At 61.7% G+C, this 22,583-nt stretch carries 16 protein-coding genes and 2 pseudogenes; 9 read left to right on the top strand and 9 right to left on the bottom strand.

What is annotated here, in order from left to right; all coding sequences use genetic code 11:
• Nucleotides 1-81: 81 nt before the first annotated feature.
• From D0550_RS31055 to D0550_RS36220, 4 genes and pseudogenes are all read left to right on the top strand, one after another.
• Nucleotides 82-1,893: a glycoside hydrolase family 15 protein gene (locus D0550_RS31055; protein WP_116813071.1), complete on the top strand. Its 1,812-nt coding sequence runs from the start codon at nucleotides 82-84 to the stop codon at nucleotides 1,891-1,893.
• Nucleotides 1,894-1,986: 93 nt separating this feature from the next.
• Nucleotides 1,987-2,727: a DUF4197 domain-containing protein gene (locus D0550_RS31050; RefSeq protein WP_206606647.1), complete on the top strand. Its 741-nt coding sequence runs from the start codon at nucleotides 1,987-1,989 to the stop codon at nucleotides 2,725-2,727.
• Between the two features lie 62 nt (nucleotides 2,728-2,789).
• A pseudogene (locus tag D0550_RS37305) lies at nucleotides 2,790-3,212 on the top strand (protein kinase domain-containing protein); the annotation flags it as partial.
• 1,149 nt (nucleotides 3,213-4,361) lie between these two features.
• On the top strand, nucleotides 4,362-4,637 hold the full coding sequence (locus D0550_RS36220; protein ID WP_241520981.1) for an energy transducer TonB family protein: 276 nt from the start codon (nucleotides 4,362-4,364) through the stop codon (nucleotides 4,635-4,637).
• On the opposite strand, the gene D0550_RS31040 is transcribed toward D0550_RS36220, so the two are convergent.
• A complete protein-coding gene (locus D0550_RS31040) occupies nucleotides 4,638-5,264 on the bottom strand; it encodes a GyrI-like domain-containing protein (protein WP_206606646.1) in 627 nt (208 codons plus the stop codon).
• Between the two features lie 50 nt (nucleotides 5,265-5,314).
• On the opposite strand from D0550_RS31040, the gene D0550_RS31035 reads away from it, so the two are divergent.
• Nucleotides 5,315-5,623 carry a YciI-like protein gene (locus tag D0550_RS31035; RefSeq protein ID WP_116813068.1) on the top strand — a complete coding sequence of 103 codons (309 nt, stop codon included), beginning with the start codon at nucleotides 5,315-5,317 and terminating at the stop codon, nucleotides 5,621-5,623.
• 39 nt (nucleotides 5,624-5,662) lie between these two features.
• On the opposite strand, the gene D0550_RS31030 is transcribed toward D0550_RS31035, so the two are convergent.
• The 4 genes from D0550_RS31030 to D0550_RS31015 all read right to left on the bottom strand — a co-directional run bounded on the left by D0550_RS31030 (nucleotide 5,663) and on the right by D0550_RS31015 (nucleotide 8,672).
• Nucleotides 5,663-6,430, bottom strand: coding sequence for a PRC-barrel domain-containing protein (locus D0550_RS31030; protein WP_174842524.1), 768 nt, complete (start codon nucleotides 6,428-6,430; stop codon nucleotides 5,663-5,665).
• 37 nt (nucleotides 6,431-6,467) lie between these two features.
• Nucleotides 6,468-6,920, bottom strand: a complete 453-nt coding sequence (locus D0550_RS31025; RefSeq protein ID WP_116813067.1) for a YbhB/YbcL family Raf kinase inhibitor-like protein — start codon at nucleotides 6,918-6,920, stop codon at nucleotides 6,468-6,470.
• A 63-nt stretch (nucleotides 6,921-6,983) separates the two neighbouring features.
• Nucleotides 6,984-7,979 carry a cation diffusion facilitator family transporter gene (locus D0550_RS31020; protein ID WP_174842523.1) on the bottom strand — a complete coding sequence of 332 codons (996 nt, stop codon included), beginning with the start codon at nucleotides 7,977-7,979 and terminating at the stop codon, nucleotides 6,984-6,986.
• A 33-nt stretch (nucleotides 7,980-8,012) separates the two neighbouring features.
• The gene (locus tag D0550_RS31015; RefSeq protein ID WP_116813065.1) at nucleotides 8,013-8,672 is read right to left on the bottom strand and encodes a DUF6766 family protein; all 660 of its coding nucleotides are present in this window, start codon (nucleotides 8,670-8,672) and stop codon (nucleotides 8,013-8,015) included.
• Between the two features lie 165 nt (nucleotides 8,673-8,837).
• Between D0550_RS31015 and D0550_RS31010 the strand changes: the two genes are divergently transcribed.
• Nucleotides 8,838-10,625 carry a sulfurtransferase gene (locus tag D0550_RS31010; protein ID WP_116813064.1) on the top strand — a complete coding sequence of 596 codons (1,788 nt, stop codon included), beginning with the start codon at nucleotides 8,838-8,840 and terminating at the stop codon, nucleotides 10,623-10,625.
• A gap of 9 nt (nucleotides 10,626-10,634) precedes the next feature.
• Here the strand turns inward: D0550_RS31010 and D0550_RS31005 are convergent, their stop codons facing one another.
• The 4 genes from D0550_RS31005 to D0550_RS35095 form a co-directional block, all read right to left on the bottom strand.
• Nucleotides 10,635-12,989 carry a glycoside hydrolase family 31 protein gene (locus tag D0550_RS31005; RefSeq protein ID WP_206606645.1) on the bottom strand — a complete coding sequence of 785 codons (2,355 nt, stop codon included), beginning with the start codon at nucleotides 12,987-12,989 and terminating at the stop codon, nucleotides 10,635-10,637.
• 17 nt (nucleotides 12,990-13,006) lie between these two features.
• Nucleotides 13,007-14,494, bottom strand: coding sequence for a tryptophan halogenase family protein (locus D0550_RS31000; protein ID WP_116813063.1), 1,488 nt, complete (start codon nucleotides 14,492-14,494; stop codon nucleotides 13,007-13,009).
• A 1-nt stretch (nucleotide 14,495) separates the two neighbouring features.
• Nucleotides 14,496-17,315 (bottom strand): TonB-dependent receptor, encoded by a 2,820-nt coding sequence (locus D0550_RS30995; protein ID WP_161966165.1) that lies wholly within the window; start codon nucleotides 17,313-17,315, stop codon nucleotides 14,496-14,498.
• 394 nt (nucleotides 17,316-17,709) lie between these two features.
• On the bottom strand, nucleotides 17,710-19,590 hold the full coding sequence (locus D0550_RS35095; RefSeq protein ID WP_161966164.1) for a cellulase family glycosylhydrolase: 1,881 nt from the start codon (nucleotides 19,588-19,590) through the stop codon (nucleotides 17,710-17,712).
• A 312-nt stretch (nucleotides 19,591-19,902) separates the two neighbouring features.
• Between D0550_RS35095 and D0550_RS30980 the strand changes: the two genes are divergently transcribed.
• The 3 genes and pseudogenes from D0550_RS30980 to D0550_RS36590 all read left to right on the top strand — a co-directional run.
• The gene (locus tag D0550_RS30980; RefSeq protein ID WP_116813061.1) at nucleotides 19,903-21,009 is read left to right on the top strand and encodes a glycoside hydrolase family 43 protein; all 1,107 of its coding nucleotides are present in this window, start codon (nucleotides 19,903-19,905) and stop codon (nucleotides 21,007-21,009) included.
• A 122-nt stretch (nucleotides 21,010-21,131) separates the two neighbouring features.
• Nucleotides 21,132-22,229, top strand: a pseudogene (locus tag D0550_RS37010) (PAS domain-containing protein); the annotation flags it as partial.
• 100 nt (nucleotides 22,230-22,329) lie between these two features.
• Nucleotides 22,330-22,583: methyl-accepting chemotaxis protein (locus D0550_RS36590; protein ID WP_275129303.1), on the top strand; the 254-nt coding region annotated here is incomplete at its 3' end.

The following is a 22,583-nucleotide window of genomic DNA, read 5'->3' as shown; positions in this document are numbered from 1 at the left end:
TAAGGATTTGCAAGGGGAACGAAGCTTTCCAGCAAGAGTTTGACAAGAGTCAGACGAGCGCCTCGCATTTTCCTTACGTCCATGACGAGCCGGATAGAAGACTACGCGCTGATCGGCGATCTGCAGACCGCGGCTCTGGTGGGACGCAACGGCTCCATCGACTGGCTGTGCTGGCCGCGCTTCGATTCCGACGCCTGCTTCGCGGCGCTGCTCGGCGATTCCGGCCAGGGTCACTGGTCATTGGCGCCGAAAGATGCGAGCGCGCAGGTCCGTCGCCGTTATCGGGATGACACGCTCATCCTCGAGACGCGGTTCGAAGTCTCATCCGGGGCAGTAGTGATCGTGGACTTCATGCCGCCTCGTGGCCGCTCCTCCGACATCATCCGCGTGGTGAGCGGCGAGCGCGGTGTCGTCGAGATGTGCACAGAGCTGATCATCCGCTTCGGCTATGGCGCCACGATTCCCTGGGTGACTCGGATTGGAGAAGGCATCTGGCAAGCCGCCGCTGGACCCGACATGGTGATCCTGCGTACCAGCGCGCCGATGCGTGGCGAGAATCTCAAGTCGGTTGCGGATTTCACGATCCACGCCGGCGAAACAGTTCAGTTCATCCTGACCTATGCACCCTCGCACCTCGCTGTGCCGCGAGCGCCGGACGTTCCGCGTGCACTCAGCGAGACCGAACAGTTCTGGCGTGAGTGGATCGCGAAGGGAAACCAGAGCGCCTGTCGACCGCTGGCGGTCAGGCGCTCTTTGATCACGCTGCGGGCACTGACCCACAGTCCGACAGGCGGCATCATCGCGGCTCCGACCACGTCATTGCCCGAGGAGATGGGCGGCACTCGAAACTGGGACTATCGGCTCTGCTGGTTGCGGGATGCAACGCTGACGCTGCTTGCGTTCATGAACGCCGGATATTTCGAGGAGGCCGATGCGTGGCGCGCGTGGCTATTGCGCGCCATCGCCGGCAACGCCGATCAGCTGCAGGTCATGTACGGTGTGGCGGGCGAGCGAAGACTCACGGAATGGGAGGTGACGTGGCTGCCGGGTTATGAAGGATCCAGGCCCGTGCGCGTCGGCAATGACGCCCACGCACAGATGCAACTCGATGTGTTCGGCGAAGTGATGGACGCGCTTCATCAGGGACGCTGTGGTGGACTGGCCACGCACGAGGCCGGCTGGGCTCTGCAACGCGAACTTTTGTCGCATCTTGCCTCGGTCTGGCAGGAGCCGGACTACGGCATCTGGGAGATGCGCAGCAAGCCTCGACATTTCACCTATTCGAAAATCATGTCCTGGGTCGCGTTCGATCGCGGCATCAAAGATGCCGAGCGCTATTCGCTGAACGGGCCACTCGATCAATGGCGCGCGCTGCGCGCACAGATTCACAAGGAAGTCTGCGAGCGAGCTTTCAATAGCGCACGCAACACCTTCGTGCAGTCTTACGGCTCGACACAACCCGACGCCAGCTTGTTACTCATTCCTCAACTTGGCTTCCTGCCCGCCACGGATGCGCGGGTCCTCGGCACCATCGCCGCAATCGAGTCGTCCCTGCTGCACAATGGCTTCGTCCATCGCTACGATACGGCCGCAACCGACGACGGCCTGCCCCCGGGTGAAGGCACCTTCATCGCGTGCAGCTTCTGGCTCGCCGATGCCTACGTCATGACCGGCCGCATCGAGCAAGCCCGTGCACTGTTCGAGCGTCTGCTCACGTTGAGCAATGACGTTGGCCTGCTTGCTGAAGAATACGACCCCGCGACCAAGCGCATGCTCGGCAACTTCCCGCAGGGATTTTCGCATCTGTCCCTGATCGGTACGGCGCTCAACCTGGAGCACGCGAGCAAGCCCGCCGAACAGCGCTCCGGCGCCTCAATCGGCGTCACGCATTGACCGTCGCTCAAAGCTGACAACTCGTTCGCGCTGCCGATCCGTCGTCTCGCGATACACTCTGCGCCCTTCAGCAGGACGTATTCAGGAACTGACATGATGGGTCGAGTGCAATTTCCCCGGAATGCTCGCGCGATTGTGCTTGCCGCCGTGGCCCTGGCAGTGAGCTTGGGCTTGGGCGCGTGCGCGGAAATGTCGCAGATTCTGCAGTCGGGCGCGGGAACCCCCGGCACTTCCAGTCAATCTGGATTGTCACGCGCGATCAAAGAGTCGCTCGAGCTGAGCAGCACTCGGGCAGCGGATCTGCTGTCCCAGACCGGCGGCTATCAGAACAGCTCGTTGTACCGCATCCGCTTGCCAGAACCGGTCCAGCCGATCGCCTCGCGGCTGCGGCAGTTTGGCCTGGGCGGGCAAGTCGACCAGATCGAGAAGCTCATGAATCAGGGCGCCGAGCGTGCCGCGGTCGAAGCAAAAGAGGTTTTCATCGGCGCCGTGCGCAGCATGACGATTGCAGACGCAATGGGTATCGTGCGCGGGAGCAACACCGCCGCGACCGACTATTTCCGCCAGAACACCGAAACGCAGCTCCGGCAGAAATATCTGCCCATCATCCAAAGCAATCTGCAGCAGATCGGCTTCTACAATCAGTACCAGCAGCTGCTGACCGCCTACAAACAATTGCCGCTGACCAACAAGCCCGACCTGGACCTGGAGCAACACGTGCTCACCCAAAGCCTCAACGCCCTGTTCACTCAGGTCGGTGAGGAAGAGAAGGCGATTCGCAAGGATCCGATCGGCCGCGGCAGCAGCGCGATTGCGGCGGTGTTCGGGCGCTAGCCGCCCGCCCCGTTCGGACGGCGGGCCGGAATCCAATCGGCCCCGCCGCCGAATACTCCAGGATGAACGCGGAATTCAGCGATACCGCAGGCTGGGCGCAATGGGTCAACCAGAGCGTCAACGGCGTCTTCCCTCTACGCCGGCTGCTCGGCGCAGCGAAACATAACGCGGTCTTCCTTACCGACTATAAGGCAAAAAACCTCGCCGCCGCCGCGATCAGGTTCGTGCGGGCGGATGCGGCGCAGGCGAAGGCGCTGCTTGCGCAGTGGGGCGCGGCGGCCCAGCTTGCTCATCCTCATCTGGTCCGCCTGTTCGAGATGGGGCGGTATCGGGCTGGGAAGCATGAGTTTGTCTTCGTGGTCATGGAATATGCGGAACAGACGCTCGCCGAGATTCTGCGCCGGCGCGCCCTGAGCCATGAGGAAGTACGGGAATTGCTGTTCCCTACGCTCGATGCGCTGACGTTCTTGCATCGGCGGCATCTGATTCACGGCGGACTCAAACCATCGAACCTTCTCGCCGTCGACGATCAGCTGAAACTCGCCAGCGACACGCTCCGGCCTGCCGGCCAGGGCTTTGCCACTACGGATGATGTCTGGAGTCTCGGCGCTACCTTGGTCGAGGCGCTCACCCAGCGCGCGCCGTCTAAGTCCGATCCGCGATTGGAGCTGGGTTTGCCCGCCGATTTGCCGACAGGACTGGCGGAAACGGTGCGACGCTGCCTGAGCCCGACTCCCGCCGATCGGCCAACCGTCATTGACCTCAGAAGTGAATATAAACCGGCGTCTTCAGCGGACTCGAAGCCGGAGCCGGCGCCGCAGGCTCCGCCGCAAACGCCTGTCTCTCATTCTCAGCTGCGAGCACCTATCGTCTCGCCCGCGCAGCTGCGGGCATCTGCCGGTTCACATCCTCAGGCTCAGCACGCTGCTGTTTCGAAGCCTCAGCCGCAAGCACCGGCCACCTCGCATGCTCAACCGAAGGCGCCTGCCGGTTCACATCCTCAGGCTCAGCCGGCTCCAGTTTCGAAGTCTCAGCCTCAAGCGCCGGCCGCCGCGCATGCTCAGCCGAAGGCATCAGGCGGTTCACAGCCTCAGCCGCAAGCAGCTAGCCTTTCGAAGGCTGAGCCGCAGGCATCTGCCGTCTCGCAGCCTCAGCCACAAGCACGTGACGTTTCACGACCTCAGGCGCAGCCAGCTGCCGTTTCGAAACCTCAGCTGCAGGCACCGGCCGTGTCGCATGCGCGGCCACAGGCCCCTCCTGGTTCACAACCTCAGGCGCAGCCAGCTGCCGTTTCGAAGCCTCAGCCGCAGGCGCCGGTAGTCTCGCCTGCGCAGCCGCAGGCACCTGCGGCGCCCGATGATTCGACGCCGACGCGGAAGCGACATCTGCCGTTGCTGGCGATCGCAGCGTTGGCGGCGGTATTGATCGCGGCGTGGTTCGGCCTGCGTTCTACGAGCGATCCTCAAGCTGATTTGCAGCCGCCTGTCGTCATCGCTCCGGTCCCTGCTCCCGCTCCAGCGCCAGCTGCTTCAACAACTATCGCCAAGCTCCCACCCGCAGAGTCGAAACGCGCGCGTGATGTTTCTTCCCCGCCAAGCCAGCCGCCTCTCCCACGGCCACCTGCCTCGAACGCCGTGCTTCATGAAGTCACGCCGGACGTGCCGGAGAAGATCAGCCAAAAGATCCAAGGCCACGTCCACGTCACGGTGCGAGTGCTCGTCGACCCGACCGGCGATGTCACCGGTGTGCTCATGGAAAATCCGGGGCCGAGCAAGTACTTCGCAAGGCTGGCGGACAACGCCGCCCGAGAATGGCAGTTCATCCCAGAAGACAGTGAACGCGCCCGAGTGTGGCTGGTAACCTTCGTGTTCACTCGCGACGGCGTGTCGACCCGCGCAATCGAACAATAGCTATTCCGCCGGTTGGCGAATGATCGTTTTCCATTTGGCCGGCGCCGCGCGACGGATGTCGCTCAAATAGATCTCGTGATGTTTGCCAGTGAGCTTCAACCCCTGTGCTTCGATAAAACGGTGCAGCTTCTCGATCGTCGGCCCCTCTTCGCTGAACGGCCCGATGTGCAATACCTGCCCCGCCTTACCCTCTTCAAAAGCAGCGAACTCCACTTTACCCAGCGACGGCAGGTCTTTCTTCCGGGCCAGCTCCGATCTGCAAGTCTCGACCAGGGATGACGTCACGATCGTCGGTTGCAGGATCATCAGCGTCCATTGCCACTCATCCTTGCGCGTAACGCTGAACTGTCTCATGTCGTCCACCCACCACAGCCCCTCCAGCGGCATGACGACATAGTCCATCGCCGCACTCTTCTTCACGGCAAACTTGAGGGTATAAGCCAGGCTGAAGAGCGCCTCCACAGCCTCCTGGTACGAGCGTGATGAATTTGGATCGCCGGCGCCGTCAATCCGTAGATAGCTGAGCGGCGGGACCTCCACCAAGCACGGCTCCTTGGCCGACGCGGTGTACAGGTGCTTGAGCTCTTTCTTGTAGTCGACCTTGTTCATGGCCCGCACAGTATGCATGCGGCCTGCTTCGTGCCACAGTTCCACATCCACACCACCGGAGGCAGACCATGAAGCACTTCCTGCTCTTTTACGAAGTCGGCGCGGACTATGTGGAAAAGCGCGCGCAGTTCCGAGAGGCGCATCTGAAGAAGGCGTGGGAGAGCTGCGCTCGCAACGAGATGGTCCTTGGCGGCGCGCTGGCCGATCCGATCGATGGCGCCGTCATCCTGTTTCGGGCCGAGTCACGCGAGGTTCCGGAAGCCTTCGCGAAGACGGATCCGTATGTCCAGAACGGACTGGTCACTCACTGGTACGTCCGAGAGTGGTCCACCGTAGTGGGCACAATGGCGACGCATCCGGTACCGCCGACGGGCTGAAACGCGCGCCACCGACCAGCCGGGAGCTGACCTGCAATTTCACATCGGCAGTTCCCAGTTGGGGTCCTTGGTTTTGCGCCCCTGTCGTCCGAGCGTTTGACTGTAGTATCGGTGCAGCACCTCTTCTTCCGCCTGCGTGAACGAGGCGGCATCGTACTCCGGACTGTTACGGACCTCGTCCCGAGTCAGCACGACGTGTACCTTGCTGCTCTCCCAACTGACGCGCTCGATCCAATCCGTCGAGATCAGCACGTGGCGCCCCGGCAACCAGTTGCGTGTATCGACGACGAAGTAACGCAGCCCCCAGCTGGCGTCATCGAAGATGAAGTCATCGACGTGGCCAATCGCGCCATTCACCGCTTCGACGTGATAGCCGTCGACCTCGTTCGCGCTGCGCAGATTCGGATCGCCCTGCTCTCGCGCCTCCTGCTGAGCCTTGCGCGCCCGCTCCAGAGCCAGATCGGCCATGGCGGCCTCTTCCGGTAGATGCAACGAACCCCAGGCCAAGGGGCCGGCCCAGTAATAGGGATAGCCGTAGTAATCCGAGTACTCGGCCTCGTACTGACGAGACACCGGCTTCTCCGAATCCACCCCGGGACTGTTTTTAACCTGCTCCCGGGTCAGCGCCACGTCGACGCGTTGCGCTTGCCAGTTCACGCTGCGAATGGCCCAGGGCGATATCAGCACCCGGCGCGCGGTCAGCCACGATCCGGGATTCACCACCAGGTAGCGCAGGGTCCAATGCCGACCGTCGAAGTATGCGTCCCGGATGCTGCCGAGCTCACCGTCGGTGGCCCCGATCGACATGCGTTTCAAATCTGAGAAAGTCCGCAGCATGGTCGCCTCAGCGTTGATAAGTACCGATCGTCTCTGTCGCCGCGAGAATGTGCGGCGTCACTGACTGCCATAGCTCACTCGCACTACGGTTGCGGGACACGTCGACGTTGTCGACATCCAGCGCCGCTACTTTGAAGTGGTAGTGATGCACACCGTGTCCGCGCGGTGGCGCGGGGCCATCGTATGAAGCATGGCCGAAATCGTTACGACCGCAGTCGAGTTGCTGGGCGCGGCCGCCTTCGGAGATGCCGGTCCGATCCGCCGGAATGTTCGCCACTGCCCAATGTCTGAAAGTCCCAGACGGCGCGTCGGGGTCTTCGCAAATCAGAGCAAAGCTGCGGGTGCCCGCAGGCGCTCCGGACCACTCCAGCGGCGGCGAGAGATTGTCGCCATCGCCGGTGTACTTGCGTGGGATGGTGCTGCCTTTGGCGAAGGCGGGGCTTTTCACTGCGAATGCCATGCTTGCGCCCTCCAACTGCGAGTCTCGACGCGGAAGCAACGCGAGGTGACCGCACCAGTTCCTTCAGTTCGGTTTTCTGTCATCGTCGTCGGTCATTGGCTGACCCGATGCGGACTCGATGTCGCCGAATCGCCGGCGAACCAGCTCACGGTAGGCACGCTCGGTTTGTGGCTTGACGAACAACGCGACGATTTCCGGGCGCTCGGCGCGCACTTTGTTCTCCAGCTCGTAGATCTTCTGCTCGATCTGCGGCGTGCGTAGCTCGTCCTTGAATTTCAGGCTGATGGCGACGGCGATCTGATCGGGCGCCAGTTGCATGCTCAGCACTCCAAACGCCTGCTGCACGCACGGCTCTGCAGCGACCATGGCAAGAATCTCCTCAGCCAGTCGCGGTTCGGCGCGCTCGCCGATCAGCAAGCTCTTGCTTTCGCGCGCCAGCAGCACCGCCACGGCTGCCAGCAGCAAGCCAATCAAGATCGACGCAATGCCATCGTAGATCGGTTCGTTCAGCCGGGTTGCAGCGAAGATCCCCAGCGCGGCGATCGCGATGCCCGCCAGAGCGGCAGTGTCCTCGAAGAGCACCACGAAGGTCGGCGGGTCCTTGCTGCGTCGGAAGGCCCGATAAAAACTCAGCTCGCCTCTGACTGCGTTGAACTGACGGAACGACACCCACCACGATCCGCCTTCGAACAACGCGGCGAGCCCCAGGACGATGTAGCTCACCACCGGATCCTCGATGGGCTGCGGCGCGAGAATGTGGCGGACACCTTGAAAGATGGACACGCCGGCCCCCAGTGCGAACACCAGCAGCGCGACGATGAAACTCCAGAAATAAAGCTCGCGGCCATAGCCGAGCGGATGCCCCACATCCGGACGCCGCCGTGCCTGACGCATGCCGTACAGAAGCAGCACTTCGTTGCCGGTGTCGACCACGGAGTGCACAGCTTCACTCAACATCGCCGAGCTGCCGGTCCACAGCGCCGCGCCGGCCTTGGTGATGGCAACCAGAATGTTGCCGATCAACGCCGCAAAAACCGCAGGATTGGAGTTGCCCTTCACGACTACTCCAGATCCGGGCGACCGGTGGATTCCTCAGCCGCCCGTGTGATTGTGAGGACTGTCGACGGGCTTGGACTCCGCCGAGCCTCGCTGCCGTAAAAAGATGGTGAGCACCACCATGCACCAGATCGCCAGAAATTCGCTTTGCCAGTTCTGGAAGGACTGAAACCAGAAGCGCGCCTGCGTGAGGAACTCCCAAAAGGAAACTTCAGTCCCCCCGTGCAAACGCTGCTCTTCGTTATACGCCGCTGCGCCGCCCACTGCGTGCGATATGAAAGAGATGAGGAACAGGATGAGAAAAGCCAGGCTCAGCGAGTGCTCGTACAGCCGCAGTCGCCAACCGCCAGCCTGCACCGGCCCGGGAGCATCGCTGCTGCGGCACAGCCGCGGATCGCGATCGACTTCTTCGGGCTCATCGGGAGACTTCGATTCCGCCGAGCCGCGCTGGTACAGGAAAGCTGTAAATAGTACGAAAGCGAACATCTGCAAAAACTCGCTTTCCCAGTTCTCCGTGGTCGCCTCCACGAAGTCGCCACTGCTCAGATACTCCACGAGCGTGGGTGGCGTCGCGCCATGGTCGCGCTGATCCGCGACTTGATCGCGCCAGCCCGTCAATGCCTGTCCCGCCCAGAAAATGAGAAACAGCGCGAACAGCACCAGGGACAGCCCGTTATCGCGCCAGAATCGTTTCATCTCGAGCCTCCATCAGCGCCCCGCACAGGGTTGAATTCCCACGGGCCGAGTCAGGATCCACGCGATGCCAAAAAGGGGCGCGGCCTCACCTTCCGCGCCTGCGGGCCGACGCTGCCCGCAAGGGTTTGCGGCATCCCGGCCCCCTCTATAAGATGCGCGGCCTCCATGAGCCCCGTCGTCAACATCGCCGCCTACAAATTCCTGCCGCTCGACGGCCTGAAATCGCTGCGCGTGCGGCTGCAGGACCTGTGCGCAGAGGCGCAGCTCAAAGGCAGCATTTTGCTGAGCCCGGAAGGCATCAACCTGTTCGTGGCCGGTGGCGAGCGGCAGATCGAGCAGTTGCTGGCCGAGTTGCGCAGCTGGCCCGGGCTGGCGGATCTGCAACCGAAAATCAGCCACACCGATCATCAGCCGTTCCGTCGCATGCTGGTGCGGATCAAGAAAGAGATCATCGCTTTCGGCGTGCCCGGCATCGATCCCGCCCGACGCACCTCGCCGAAGCTGGCGGCCACGCAGTTGAAACAATGGCTGGACGAAGGCCGCCCGATCACGCTGCTCGACACCCGCAACGACTACGAAGTCAAGTTGGGCACGTTCAAGAACGCGCTGCCCATCGGCGTCGATCACTTTCGCGATTTTCCCGCGGCCGTGGCGAAACTGCCTGAGCAGCTGAAAGAGCAAACGGTGGTGATGTTCTGCACCGGCGGCATCCGCTGCGAGAAGGCGGGGCCGTTCATGGAACAGGCGGGCTTCAAGAACATCCTGCAGCTCGACGGCGGCATCCTGAAATATTTCGAGGACGTCGGCGGCGAGCACTACGACGGCGAATGCTTCGTGTTCGATCAGCGCGTCGGGCTCGATCCGAAACTGGGCGAGACGCATTCGACCCAATGTTTCCAATGCCAGTCGCCGCTGACGCCGGCCGAGCAGGAACATCCGCACTATGTGCCGGGCAAGTCGTGCCAGTACTGCTTCAAGACACCGGCCGAGCAGATGGCGTTGAACATCGCGCGCCGTCATGAGGTGATTCGGCAGCTGGTGAATCCGCTGCCCGGCAGCCAGCCCTACGATCATTTCAAGCCGGTGAACGTGCCGGTGGATTGCGATGGCCAGACCATCGTGGCAACGCTTCACCGCGTCGTCAGGCACATCGCGCTCGAAGTGTGGGAGCGCAAATGCGCCGACGGGTTGGTGCTTACCGCAGATCACGAGCCGGTTGCGGCCACCCATCGAGTGAAGCCCGGCGAGCGTTATCTACATCGCTTGCCCGCGGTCATCGAACCGGCCGTGAATATGGATGTGACCATCCTTCACGAGGACGAAGCCATCGTCGTCGTGAACAAGCCTGCGCCACTGCCGATTCATTCCGGCGGCCGCTTCTATCGCAACACGCTGCAATGGCTGCTCTACGACGTGTACGCGCCGCAGAAGTTGCGCCCCGCGCATCGGCTCGATGCCAATACCACAGGTGTCCAGGTGCTGACTCGCACTCGGCATTTCGCCGGGCGCGTGCAGGATCAGTTCGCGCGGACGCAAGTCGAGAAGGTTTATCTGGTACGCGTCAACGGTCATCCCGAGGCCGACCAATTCGCTTGCGAAATGCCGATCAGCAGAGAACCGGGGAAGCTTGGCTCACGTAGCGTCGACCCCGACGGGCTTCCATCACACACGGACTTCCGTGTCCTGCGCCGTTTCAACGATGGCACCGCCCTGCTCGAAGCGCGCCCTCGCACCGGACGCACCAACCAAATCCGAATTCACATCGCGCATCTTGGCTGGCCGGTGTGCGGCGATCCCGCCTATCTCGCTGGCAGCGAAGTCGGCGAGACACAGACGCTCAGCATCGATGCGCCCCCGCTGTGCCTGCACGCCTTCGAGCTCACGTTCAAGCACCCGGTGAGCCGTCAGCCCGTGACGTTCCGGGCGCCGCCGCCTGCGTGGGCAGAGGAATAAGAGCCCGGCTCATCGCACGATCCGGGTCAGCTCTCGGGTCGAACGACTCACCGCTTTATCACCTTCCGCGGACAGCTGCCCGGCCCGATCATCCCACTGCAATCGAGTGGTCCGTCCGATCCCTTTCTCATAGTCGTACGACACGCCGTCATCATCGTAGAGCGTGAACTCGGCGCTCTTGCCGGCATAAACACGAATCTCCTTGAGCGCCTGAGCCGTCGCGGTACTTGGAATATCGACGCCCATCGGGATGATGGAGCCGGCGCGAACGAACAGCGGAATGACATCGATCGGCGCCGCGACGGTGACCGTCTGCCCACCCGCGAACTTCTGGTTGGTCCAGTAGTTGTACCAATCGCTGCCCGCGGGCAAGTAAACCTCGCGACTCTCTTGACCCTGCTCCGTGACGGGCGCAACCAGGAAAGCGGGACCGAACATGTATTGGTCGCCAATGTTGAAGACGCGCGGATCGTTCGGGAAATCCATGAACAGCGCGCGCATGAACGGCGCGCCCGTGTCATAGGTGTGCTTGCCCAGTGAATACAAATACGGCATCAGGGTGTAACGCAGCTTCAAGTAGCGACTGATGATCGCCTCCGCTTCCCTGCCGTAGGACCAGACCTCCGTTTCCTTTCTCAAGCCATGCGCGCGCATGGTGGGCAAGAACGTGCCGTACTGATACCAGCGAACCGCCAACTCCGGATAATCGTCGTAGTCGCCGATGACATTGCGAGCATCGGAGGGATCGACGAGCGGCTTGCGTTGCGATCTATACCGCGGCGTGTACCACTGCCAACCGCCGATGTCGTTGCCCCAATAGGCGAGACCCGAGGCGGTGAAGTTCAACCCCGTGGTCACCTGCTGCTTCAGCGCCTCCCACGTCGGATGAATATCGGAGGACCAGAATAGATTGCCGTAGCGCTGTGCGCCGATGTACGCCGCCCGGGCCAGAATCAAATTGCGCTTGTTCGGCCGATCGCGCCTCGAGCCTTCGGCAATTCCTTGCGTGTGCACGAGCGGATACAGATTGTGATAACGATCGCCCGAGCCAATGCTATAGAAATAGCCGTCCGGCACCAGATCGGGCTCGGTCTCATCCAGCCAGAACCAATCGAAGCCTTGCGACGCAATGTTGTCCCGGATCTTGCCCCAGAACCATTCGCGTGCCTCGGGATTGGTGCTATCGAGCAAGGCACCGGCACGATCGTTGCGCACCGGCAAGCCATCGACCGGTCGACCGTCCGCATGCTTCAGGAACCAGCCTTTCGACGCCAGTAGATCGAAGTAGCGCGACTCGAGCTCGAAGCGCGGCCAGACGCTTATCATCGAGCGCATGCCCTGCTCGTTGAGCGTCTTGTTCATCGCCGCCGGCGACGGAAAGTCGCCGGGATTGATGTCGAGCTGTCCCATGCGAGTCCAGTAAAACCAGTCGACGACCATGATATCGAGCGGATAGCCACGCTGACGGTAGCCGGCCGCGACATCGAGCACCTGTTTCTGATTCTCGTAACGCGCCTTGCTCTGGATGTAGCCGAATGCCGCTTTCGGCGGCAAGGGCGTGACGCCTGTGAGCTTCCGATACCCTGCGTACACATCATCGACGGTACTACCGGTGATTACGAAGTACGAGACGCGCTCGCCCACTTTGGAATGCCACGTCGTGCGCCCTTGCAATCCAGCAGAGATCACCGTGCTGGACGGATTGTCCCAAAGGATGCCGTACCCTTTGTTGGTCACCAGGAACGGCACGCACACTGTTTCGCCGGCTGGCGCATCGTAGTAATGCTTGCAATCGATGGTGCGACCGCGGTGGTCCAGAATGCCCTCCTGATTCTGACCCAAGCCGTAGTAGTGCTCATCGGGCGGCGCGGGAAAGCTCGCGCCGACACGGAATGTTTTCTCGCCGTTGACCGCGTGCGGCGCCAGCTCCCAGCCACTCATCTCGACGATCGTTTCACCGCTGGGCTTGCGCACCGTGAGCGACACGGGCGGCAACGACGAAGCAAAGTAACGTTGCATCTGATTGGGCGGACCGGGATGCGGCTGAGCTTTGACTTCGACGGACATCGCCGCTGACGAATAGACGTCGCCCGAGGTGACGACATCGTGCTTCCATCCCTTGGCATCCGGACTCGCGACGAATCCGTAGCCCGGGACAGCGACCACCCGCTCCTTCTCCAGGCTCAGCGTGACGCGCACGATGTTGGGTGCGTAGGGCTCGATCGCCACATAGCTGCCATTGCGATCGAGCAGCCCCAAAGGCTCGGCCGTAACGATGCCACTCGCACACATCAGCGCCAACGAAACCACTGCCGGACGACACATTGGAATCATGCGATTGTTCTCTTTGCTAGGCGTGAACATTGGCATTGCAGTCGAGATCAGGCCGCCTTGCAGTTGCTTTCGATGAACTGCTGATGCGTGGGCATGCGCGCCACGGCGGCGTGTAGCTTACTTCGTAGCCCTTCGGCTTTCTGTTGCAAGTCGGCGAGCGGCGCAATATCTGCCAGCGGATCCCAGTGTTGCGGCTGAACCCCCTGCCCCAACATGACCGCGACCCAGCTGGCGTCCGCGAACAGTTGCCCATCATGCCGGGCGACCGAGCCCCGCGAGCGAAACAGCTCCAGCCGATGCGCGAGTGTCTCGGGAATCGACATGTGCCGACAGTCCCGCCAGAACGACTCCTCACGACGATTGGCCACGTAGTGCAGGATGATGAAATCGCGGATCTGCTCATACTCCGCGATGCTGATCCGATTGAACTCCGCCTCCGGGGCCGGATCGCGCGACGCCGACAACGGCATCAGGGACAGGAAACGAAACACGGCGGCCTGTACCAGATGCAGGCTGGTCGATTCGAGCGGCTCCAGGAAGCCACCCGCAAGCCCCAACGCCAGGCAGTTGCCGTTCCAGAATTTCCTACGCCGTCCGGTGGTGAAGCGCAGCAGCCGCGGCTCGGCGAGCAGCTTTGCATCCAGGTTGGCCAGCAGGACACGCGCAGCGTCATCGTCGCTGATGTAGTTGGAACAATAGACGTGCCCGTTGCCGGTTCGATGCTGCAGCGGAATACGCCACTGCCAGCCGGCTTGATGCGCCGTCGAGCGCGTGTATGGGACCAATCCTTCGTCATTTCTCTCGCACGGCACAGCGAGTGCTCGGTTACACGGCAGCCAATGCGACCAATCCTCGAAGCCGGTGCCGAGCGTGCGCTCGATCAGCAAGCCTTGAAACCCCGAACAGTCGAGAAAGAAGTCGCCCGTGATATTGCGACCGTCTTGCAGCCCCAGCCCCCGAATCAAACCGCTGTCGCCATCCCGATCGACATGCACGATGCGTCCTTCATGACGCACCACGCCGCGCTGCTCCGCATAGCTGCGCAGAAAGCGAGCGTAGAGCCCGGCATCGAAATGATACGCATAGGCCAGCTGCGGCATGTCCCTGGGCATGGTCGGAAACGGCGGCAAGAAGCGCCCTTGCGTCGCCGCGATCGCCGCCGGTGAATAGTCACTCAGCGGATGCGGATGCCCGTGAGCGCTCAATCGCAGCCATAACTGATGAAATGAAATACCGTCGACGTTCGCGCCGAACTCGCCGAACTGATGAAAGTACTGGTGCCCGGCGTGCCCCCAGTTCCTGAACTGAATGCCCAGCTTGAAACTGGCCTGCGTGGCGCGGACGAACTCGCGCTCGTTGATCCCCAGGACCTTGTTGAAGAATTGCAGCGGCGGAATGGTCGCCTCGCCGACGCCAACCGTGCCGATCTCCTCCGACTCGATCAAGCTGATCGGATGCATCCCCTGCAGCGCATGCGCCAGCGCGGCGGCGGCCATCCAACCGGCAGAGCCGCCGCCGACGATCACGAAATGCATGTCAGAAGCTGGCTCTGACGAACACGTTGTAGCGCCGGTCCGCGCTCACCCAGTTGTGATACGTGAGACCGGTGTTATCCACGAAGTTGTCGACCAGGATGCGGTACGGCGCATCCGTCAGGTTGACCGCCTGCAGGCCCACTTTGATCTTCTGCGTCGCACTCCAGGTCACCGAGCCGTCGAGCTGACCGTAGTCGTCGGCCCAGGCAGGAATGTTCAGATTGGCGGCCGCCATCGTCAGCACATACCTTTCACGCCAGTTGTAGGCCAGCCGCGCCTCGAAGCGTTGCGTGCTGTAGTACAACTCGGCGTTGTAACTGGTCTTACTCAAGCCTTCCAGCGGATAGTCGTCCAAAGCCGAGTTGTCGCGCTGGTTCTGATCGTACGGATTCGCCGCCACGTTACGCGTACCGCCGCTCTCCACATAAGTGAACGCCATGCGCGCGCCGAAGTTCTTCCAGAATCCCGGCAGGAAATCGAAGAAGCTGTTGTAAGCGACCTCCAGTCCCTGCACGTAGCCGCTGCCTTGATTCTCCGGCCGCAGCACGCGGACCGTGCGCGTCTGACCGTTGTTGGTGTAATCCGCCGACGAGTTCAACGAGGTTTCCATGAACCCTTCGAGCTGCTTGTAGAAGAGCGCGCCGGTCAGCGAGTTGGTGGAATTGATGTACCACTCCGCCGTCAGGTCGTACTGCCACGAGCGCATCGGCTCCAGATCTGGATTGCCCGAGTAACCGTTGTACTGGTACACGCAGTTACCGATAACGGTGCCTTCCGGCAGCTCACCGCAAGTGCCATTGGCCGCAATCAGGCCGAGCCGCGGAGTGATGTTGATCGCCGGCAACAACAACGGGAAATCAGGGCGAGCCAGCGAGCGCGCCACCGCCAGGCGCACGAACAGGTCATCGCGCACTTTGTATCTCAGATTCAAACTGGGCAGCACATCCGTATAGGAGTTCTTGTCGTTCGCCTCGTACGACGCTCCGTTGGCGAAGGCCTGTTCGTCCGGCGCGCCCATCAGGTCGGCGCCGGTGAATATGAGCAACCCGCTGCCGACATTCTCGGTCCGCACTACACGCACACCGACATTGCCATCGAGCTTCTGCTTACCGAAGTGCGCGACCACATAACCCGCCAGCGTCTTTTGGTTCTGCGAGTTGATACCCAAGCCGTCGTTGCCCGGCCTGGTATCGGCATAGCTGCCATTCCAGGGCGTCCAGTCGCAGCAGTTCGTCCCGAAGGTTTCGACGCTGTGGATGGTGCTTTCAAACGCGGCCCGACTATTGAACGCCGAGGAGCGTGGAAACAGATAGACACTCGGTGCCCGGCCGCCGTGGAACCAATCCGAGAATCCCTGCTGCACGTACGGCACGCTGGCGCCGGCATCGCCAAACGTCGTGGCACCACCGCCCCACGACTGAGCGACCGATCCCCACCGATAGCCGGTCTCGCGCGTGGTCGAGCTGTAATCCTCGTGACGGATGCCGAAGCGGATGCGATCCAGCCAATCGCTGTCATCGAACGTGTACTCACCGTCGGCCCGATAAGCCCAGGCGTCGGCATCGTTCTTTTCATAGTGATCCATGGCCCAGCCGTAGTAGTACTGGTCGGGATCGGACATCACACTGTTGGGACGCAGTGCGATCGCGGGCCGGCCATCGCCATTGAGGCGCAAATTGAAGTCCAACGAACTGTCGCCCTGTCCAAACGTCGGCGATCCGAGTGTCAGGTCCATGGCGTCGGTATCCGCAAGCGCGCGTTGCGCGTCCACGTCGAAACGCCATCGATCGCCCGCATGCCAGGTCACATGCAAAGCCGCGTCATGATTGGTGCTTTCGCGTTCGTTGTAGCGTGCCGAGCCGTTGAAAGCGCCGTTGGTGATGTCGCCACCCACCAGATAACCATTGGAGACGCGCAGGTTGCTGCCGGTCAGAGCGTTGCCCTGCTCGGTCCACGAGGCGTTCTCGTTCTGCTCGAACGTCGCGTCAGCAACGAAATACTGCAGCGACACGTCCACCGCGTCGCTCGGCCGCCATTGCAACGCTAGCGAGCCGCCGAGGCGCTCGCGATCGACAGTCAGCTCGCGCCAACCGATACCGCCGGGCGCGAATACGTTCTGACCTTCATAGCCCGGCAAGTCATCGCGCGCATAGTACTTGTCGATGTGCAGGGTATGAGTCTGCGTAGTGAGCTGCGAGGCACTGCTGGAAATGAGGAAGCCCAGCTCGCCGATGCCCGTGTTCCAGCGATCGCTGAACAGGAACGAGCCCGAGGGACGTTCTTTGTTGGCAAGATCGCCGACCGCGTATTCCGCCGACAAGGCGAGGATTCGATCGGCGCTGTCGAACGGCAGGCGGGTCCGCAAATCCACGGCGCCCGACAGTCCGCCTTCGATCATCGCCGCCGATGGGTTTTTATAAACGTCGACAGCCGCCATCAGCTCGGGCGGAATGTCTTCGAAGCCCAGCGTACGGCTCTTCTTCGCGGAGAACGCCGAGCGTCCGTTCAGCTCGCTGCGCACCCAGGTCAAACCACGAACCGTCACGCCTGCGCCTTCGACGGCGATGCGATCGGCATCGCGCGCCTCGGGAATGCGGCCGATCGCGAGACCGGGAATACGCTGCAATACCTCGGTGACGCTGCGATCAGGCAATGCGCCGATGTCGGAAGCGGTAATCGAATCGAGAATTTCTTCGGCGTCGGCCTTGCGGGCCTGGGATGATTTCAGTTGCTCGCGAATGCCGGTAACGATGACTTCCTCGAGCTGCGACGACGAGCCCGCCGCATTCTGCGATTGCGCCGGCATCGCGGACAGCGCCATTGCCAATGCCAGTGCCGGCCCTGTTGCTGCCGCGTTCCGAAAATGCAGCGCCCAGCGTACAGCGCTGGCTACGGACGATCCGTGCCCCGCACGATGTGAATTCACCTCAGCCATAACAACGTATCCCCCATTGTTTGACCCGTCGTGCCAATCGCTGAGGGATTGCCATGCGCGCCGCCGCGCTTATTTCACGCGGTCGTCACCGTCCCCCACTCCTGTCGCCGATCCGCGGCCGTAGCCCGGATCGGCAATGAAATATTATTCACTAATGATTCTACGCCTTAACTCGGACAAATGTCTACCGCTAGACAGGAATTTATCGAGCGAACGTTTTAGCCCGACTCGCTAACATCTCGGGCCTATGTCGTTCGCTCGACATTCCTGCCTGCACTACTTACCAGGCGTAAATGCTCGCCCAGGGATATGCCCCGGCGGTGACGGAGAAGTAGTAGTAACCATCGGCCGAGCGAGTGAGCGGCAGCTGTCCGCAGGTTCTGGCCTGCCCGCCCACCGTCAAAGTGCGCCCGTCGAAGTTGGAGCACCCCCAGCCATTGATGGTCTGGTTGGTTCGATAACAAACCGCGCCCGTGGTGTTGAAGTTACCGGTGTTGTTGGTGAACGAGATGGGATTGGAACAAGTCCCGCCGGTCCCGCTGGTGTTGAATGTCGCAGTTACATTGCGGGCAGCAGTCATCGAAACCGTGCACGTACCAGTGCCGGTGCATGCCCCACTCCACCCAGCGAATGCTGAACCGCTTGCCGCCGTTGCCGTCAGCGTCACCGACGTGCCGCTCGCATAGTTCGCAGTGCAGGCGCTGCCGCAGTTGATTCCACTGGGCGACGAGGTCACGGTGCCAGTGCCGCTGCCCATCTTTGTGACGCCCAGTGAAAATGTCGTCGCGGTGCTGTTGAACGTCGCCGTGACTGAACGAGCCGCGGTCATCGATACCGTGCAGGTTGCGGTTCCTGAACACGCCCCGCTCCAGCCTGCAAACGAAGAGCCGCTGGCTGCCGTTGCCGTCAAAGTTACAGACGTGCCGCTCGAATAGCTGGCACTGCAAGTTCCGCCACAATTGATGCCTGACGGCGATGACGTCACCGTGCCGCTGCCAGCGCCCGCCTTCGTAACAGTGAGCGCGTAGCTCGTCGGCGTACCGATGCCCGCACCCCGCTTGATCGCATCGAGCACGCCCTGATCGATGACACTGCCGCTGTTGCGATCGAAGATTGCGAAGCCGTTCGTCTGACTCGGCTGCACGCCATTGTCCCAATAGTAGGTCTTGATGCCATTGGCAGCTGCGGCGCGATTGACGTACTCGAGATAGTACTGCCGCGCCGGCAGGCTGAGATTGGACCGCGTGGCCACCCCGTACTCGCCGATGATCACCGGGATGTTCTGGTTGACCCACTTGGTTCGCACTTGCGCGAACAGATCATCGTGATATGCCTCCTGCGCCCACGTGCACGCGCCCTGCGATGGATACGGCGCGCCCCAATACAAACAACTGCCGCTCGGATTGAGCGTGAAGTCGTACGGGTCGTAGTGGTGAATCTCGACGATCATCCGATTGGCGATGGTGTCGGTGGGCATCGAGAAATAATTCAGCCCGTGCCACGCATTGGTGTTGTAGGTCTGCACGACCAGCGTCCGCGAAGCGTTGTTGCCACCGGTAGCACGCACCGCGTTTACAAAAGTCTGGTTATAGGACTGCTGTACAGTGATGTGCTCAGTGGTCGGCGTGCCGTAGTCGGCATGCACTTCGTTCGTTCCAGCAAACAGCAACCGTTCGTTGTAATCGCGGAACGTGGTCGCGATCTGGGTCCAGTAGGCGCTTTGTTTCTGATTGACCGCCTGCTGATACGAGTACAGCGGATGTTCCTCGAGCCAGCCGCCATCCCAGTGAATGTTCAGGATGACGTACAGGCCCTGGCCGTGAGCATAGTCGACCACTTGTTTGACCCGCGCCATCCAGGTCGCATCGATCGTCCTGGTGGTTTGGTTGGCATGGCAATCCCACGCCGCTGGAATGCGGATGGAGTTGAAGCCCGCCGCCTTCACCGAGTTGATGAACGCCTGCGTGACCGCAGGATTGCCCCACGCGGTCTCACCGCATTGAGCTTCGAGTGTGTTGCCAAGGTTCCAGCCGAGTTGAATCTGCGCCGCGACCTGGGTTGCCGTCGGCAATGTTTGCGACCAGACCGATAAAGGTGTGAGCAGTAAACCCGCCCAGAGAACCACGTTCCGTCGCAATGAGGACCACTTGAATGAATCCATGTGTGCGAACCCCCTGGTGATATTGGTGAGGCGTGCGCTTTTTGTTGACCGCGCCACGGCCGCACCGAGTGCTGTTCATTCCTTCGAGCGGCGCCACCGTGAACCTCATTGGCTACCGTTGTCAACAGGGCTTTTCTCGCTCGCGCGCTGTCTCGCGGGCCATTCCAAAGGCCGCGTGAGGACAGCGTCCGCCGGAATCGTTGTGCTTTTCTGGCGTTAGCGGCGGCGCCCGGGACATTTCTGATACCGCTACCAGTCCGCGCGAAATGGTGCTACCTTTCGGCGCCGAACCGCACTCGATCGGGGGAACTCATGAATCGTCCGCAGTTGCACCTGTTGGCATGCTCCGCGCTCGTCCTGCTCGCCGCATGCTCATCAAAAGATCAACCTACCGCCGGCGCCAACGCGGATCCGCAAGCCGCGGCCAAAGACGCGCGCCGCTATCTCTCGCAACCGCTCATTTCCGAAATCTATACGGCCGATCCTTCAGCCCACATCTGGGACGGCAAGATTTATGTCTATCCCAGCCACGACATCGACGGCACGACGCCCGAAGACGATCTGGGCGCGCACTTCGAGATGCGTGACTATCGCGTGCTGAGCATGGACAAGATCGGCGGACCAGTCACGCTGCATCCGGTGGCGCTCGACGTGAGTCAGGTTCCCTGGGCCGAGAAGCAGATGTGGGCGCCGGACGCCGCGCGCAAGAACGACACTTATTTCCTGTACTTCCCCGCCAAGGACAAGCAAGGCGCGTTCCGTATCGGCGTCGCGACGTCCAAGTCACCGACCGGCCCGTTCGAGCCGCGGCCCGAGCCGATCAAAGGCAGCTTCTCGATCGATCCGGCTGTGTTCACCGATGCCGATGGTCGCTCTTACATGTACTTCGGCGGCATCTGGGGCGGTCAGCTGCAACGGAACATCACGGGCACCTACGACCCGAACGGCTCCAAGACCGATCTCCAGGCGGACGATCAACCCGCGCTGACCGCGAAGGTCGCGTTGTTGACCGATGACATGCTCGAGTTCGCTGAAGCGCCGCGCGACGTTGTCGTCCTGGATGAGAATGGCAAGCCGCTGCTAGGCGGCGACCACGACCGTCGCTTCTTCGAAGCCTCGTGGATGCACAAGTACAACGGCAAGTACTACTTCAGTTACTCGACCGGCGACACGCACTACATCGTCTACGCAATCGGCGACTCGCCGTACGGGCCGTTCAAGTACACCGGTCGCATTCTCGAGCCGGTGGAAGGCTGGACCACGCATCACTCGATCGTCGAATGGGACGGCCGCTGGTGGCTGTTCTATGCCGATTCGCAGCTGTCCGGGCAAACACGCCTGCGCAACGTGAAGGTCACCGAGCTGTTCTACAACGCCGACGGCACCATCAAGACGCTCGATCCCCTCGTTCGCTCGTAGGGGATCGCCGCAGGCGCATCGCATCAACGTCAGGCATCTCCTGAAATGTGGGGGATGCCTATCAGGTCTGCACGATCGGAGCCGACACACCGGAGGGTACCCTGAGCAGATGAAATGACGTCATGAGAGTGAGTGATCGAGTGAGCGACGTGGAATACGTGCTTCCGGATGGTGAAGTCATCATCACGCACACCGACCCGTCGAGTCGGATCACCTATGCAAACCGCGCATTCCTGACCAGCAGCGAGTACTCGCTCGAGGAGTGCCTGGGTCAGCCGCAGAACCTCATTCGTCATCCCGACATGCCCAAGGAGGCGTTCGCCGATCTGTGGCGCACCATCCGTGCGGGCAAGTCCTGGACCGGCCTGGTGAAGAATCGCCGCAAGCACGGCGGCTTCTATTGGGTGCGAGCCAACGTCACGCCGATGATCGACAATCAGCGCGGCGAAATCGTCGGCTACATGTCGGTGCGCGTCAAACCAACGCGCATCGAAATCCAGCAGGCAGAGCAGGCTTATGCCGCCATCCGCGAAAATCGCGCGGGCAGTCTGCGCATCCGCGAAGGCCGCGTCCTCGATACTTCCTGGCTTGGCCGCCTGCAGCGTGCATTGAATCCCTCGCTGCGCGTTGGCACGTGGGCTGTCGTCGGCTCTCTGTGTGCAGTGCTGCTCACCATGGGCGTCATCGGTGCATCCACCCTCGGCTTCGGATGGATGACCAATCTCAGCTTCCTCGCTGCCGCCATCGCATTCGCCAACATGTTCTACGTTCAGTCGAATGTGGTGCAGCCCCTGCTGAAACTGCATCGCGCGATCTTCGAGCTGCTCAGCGGCAACACGCATGCGCGAATTCCAGTTGCCGGCGTGTCGTGCATCGTCTCGGTCGCGGAAACGCTCGAGCAGGTGCGAGTCAAAATGGATGGCGTGCTGAAAGACAACATGGCCGCCGCCGCCAACGTGCAATCCGGCGTGGTGCAGGTCGTGGACTCGAACACCGAGCTGTCGAATCGCACCGGCGAACATGCCGCCAGCCTCGAAGAGACCGCCGCATCGCTCGAAGAGCTGACAGCGACCGTCACCCGCAATCGCGACAGCGCGCATCAGGCTGCATCGCTGGCAACGCAATCCTCCGACGTGACGATTCGCGGTCGCGAGGTGGTGGGCCAGTTGTTCTCGACGATGAATGAGATATCCGGCTCCTCCACGCGCATCGGAGAAATCGTCGGCATCATCGACGGCATCGCCTTTCAAACCAATCTGCTGGCACTCAACGCCGCTTGTCGAAGCGGCACGCGCTGGCGATCAAGGTCGCGGCTTCGCGGTGGTCGCTCAGGAAGTGCGCAGCCTCGCGCAGCGCTCCGCCGCTGCCGCCAAGGAAGTGAAGGATCTGATCGAGGCGTCGGTACAAACGGTCGGTCGCGGCACCGATCTGGCGAATCAGGCCGAGCAGGCCATGTCCAAGGTCGTCGATTCCGTGCAGCAAGTCACCAACGTGATCAGAGAGATCGAAACGGCCACTCTCGAGCAGGCCGCGGGCATCGAGCAGATCCTGTCTCTTATACACATCTCCGAGCC

It is taken from the genome of Steroidobacter cummioxidans (assembly GCF_003104955.1).
Note: the sequence above shows the minus strand (reverse complement) of the source record. Positions and strands in the feature narration are given on the sequence as shown.

Bases quoted from the DNA above. Each gene is read 5' to 3' on its own strand.
- D0550_RS31055 (WP_116813071.1), top strand. From the start codon at position 82: ATGACGAGCCGGATAGAAGACTACGCGCTGATCGGCGATCTGCAGACC.
- D0550_RS31050 (WP_206606647.1), top strand. From the start codon at position 1,987: ATGATGGGTCGAGTGCAATTTCCCCGGAATGCTCGCGCGATTGTGCTT.
- D0550_RS31040 (WP_206606646.1), bottom strand. From the start codon at position 5,264: ATGCATACTGTGCGGGCCATGAACAAGGTCGACTACAAGAAAGAGCTC.
- D0550_RS31035 (WP_116813068.1), top strand. From the start codon at position 5,315: ATGAAGCACTTCCTGCTCTTTTACGAAGTCGGCGCGGACTATGTGGAA.
- D0550_RS31030 (WP_174842524.1), bottom strand. From the start codon at position 6,430: ATGTCGATCGGGGCCACCGACGGTGAGCTCGGCAGCATCCGGGACGCA.
- D0550_RS31025 (WP_116813067.1), bottom strand. From the start codon at position 6,920: ATGGCATTCGCAGTGAAAAGCCCCGCCTTCGCCAAAGGCAGCACCATC.
- D0550_RS31015 (WP_116813065.1), bottom strand. From the start codon at position 8,672: ATGAAACGATTCTGGCGCGATAACGGGCTGTCCCTGGTGCTGTTCGCG.
- D0550_RS31010 (WP_116813064.1), top strand. From the start codon at position 8,838: ATGAGCCCCGTCGTCAACATCGCCGCCTACAAATTCCTGCCGCTCGAC.
- D0550_RS31005 (WP_206606645.1), bottom strand. From the start codon at position 12,989: ATGTTCACGCCTAGCAAAGAGAACAATCGCATGATTCCAATGTGTCGT.
- D0550_RS31000 (WP_116813063.1), bottom strand. From the start codon at position 14,494: ATGCATTTCGTGATCGTCGGCGGCGGCTCTGCCGGTTGGATGGCCGCC.
- D0550_RS30995 (WP_161966165.1), bottom strand. From the start codon at position 17,315: ATGGCGCTGTCCGCGATGCCGGCGCAATCGCAGAATGCGGCGGGCTCG.
- D0550_RS35095 (WP_161966164.1), bottom strand. From the start codon at position 19,590: ATGGATTCATTCAAGTGGTCCTCATTGCGACGGAACGTGGTTCTCTGG.
- D0550_RS30980 (WP_116813061.1), top strand. From the start codon at position 19,903: ATGAATCGTCCGCAGTTGCACCTGTTGGCATGCTCCGCGCTCGTCCTG.